The organism is Priestia sp. P5_B4 (assembly GCF_056400385.1).
The window spans coordinates 1-934 of sequence record NZ_JBFULJ010001189.1 but is presented as its reverse complement, the minus strand read 5'-3'; the positions used below and the strand labels follow the sequence as shown (position 1 = coordinate 934).

The 934-nt window shown below is 42.9% G+C and carries 1 protein-coding gene and 1 pseudogene; both read left to right on the top strand.

Annotated elements, in window-relative coordinates:
- Positions 1–776 (top strand): cobalt-precorrin-5B (C(1))-methyltransferase (locus tag AC1DRF_RS29845; RefSeq protein WP_477742551.1); only part of this gene is annotated, 776 nt, incomplete at its 5' end.
- Positions 766–934, top strand: a pseudogene (locus AC1DRF_RS29840) (cobalamin biosynthesis protein CbiE); the annotation flags it as partial. The gene AC1DRF_RS29845 and the pseudogene AC1DRF_RS29840, both read left to right, overlap by 11 nt.

Here is a 934-nt window from a genome sequence, read left to right as displayed (position 1 = left end):
AGCCCGGCCTCCCGGTTCCTGTCGGTGAAGCAGCCATTAACCMTGTTCCAAGAAAGATGCTGAAAGAAACGGCTGAACAGCTTCTAGCTGAATACAATATACAAAAAGGCGTTAAGATTGTCATCTCGGTTCCTGAAGGAGAAGAAATGGCGAAAAAGACATTAAATGCGCGTCTAGGTATTTTAGGAGGCATTTCGATACTGGGGACGCGGGGAATTGTCGTTCCGTTCTCAACAGCTGCTTATAAAGCAAGTATCGTGCAGGCAATCAGCGTTGCTAAAGCGAGTAATTGTGAGCACGTTGTCATTACGACAGGGGGCCGAAGCGAAAAGTATGGAATGAAACAGTTCCCTGAACTTCCGGAAGAAGCATTTATCGAAATGGGAGATTTTGTTGGATTTACGTTAAAACAATGTAAAAAGCAAGGAATGAAAAAAGTATCGCTCGTAGGCATGATGGGAAAGTTTTCAAAAGTCGCGCAAGGCGTTATGATGGTTCATTCAAAAAGTGCACCCATTGATTTTGATTTTTTAGCAAAAGCAGCTTCTGAGTCAGGCGCTTCTGCTGAACTGGTAGAGGAAATAAAAGGTGCAAACACAGCTTCTCAAGTGGGGGATTTAATGACGCAAAGCGGTCATCATCAGTTTTTTGAAAAACTGTGCGAGTACTGCTGTTTATCAGCATTAAAGGAAGTAGGGGACGGAATCGATGTCGATACGTCTCTTTACACATTAAAAGGAGATTTTTTAGGACAGGCGGTGCAACATGGCAATTAAAATTATTGGAATTGGTGACGATGGGAAGTTAAGCTTGCTTCCTATGTATGAACAGTGGGTGTATGAAAGTGATGTGCTAATTGGAGGAAAGCGTCACCTGGATTTTTTTCAAGATTTCGAAGGAGAAAAAGTAGCGATTGAAGGGGGTCTTTCTCCTC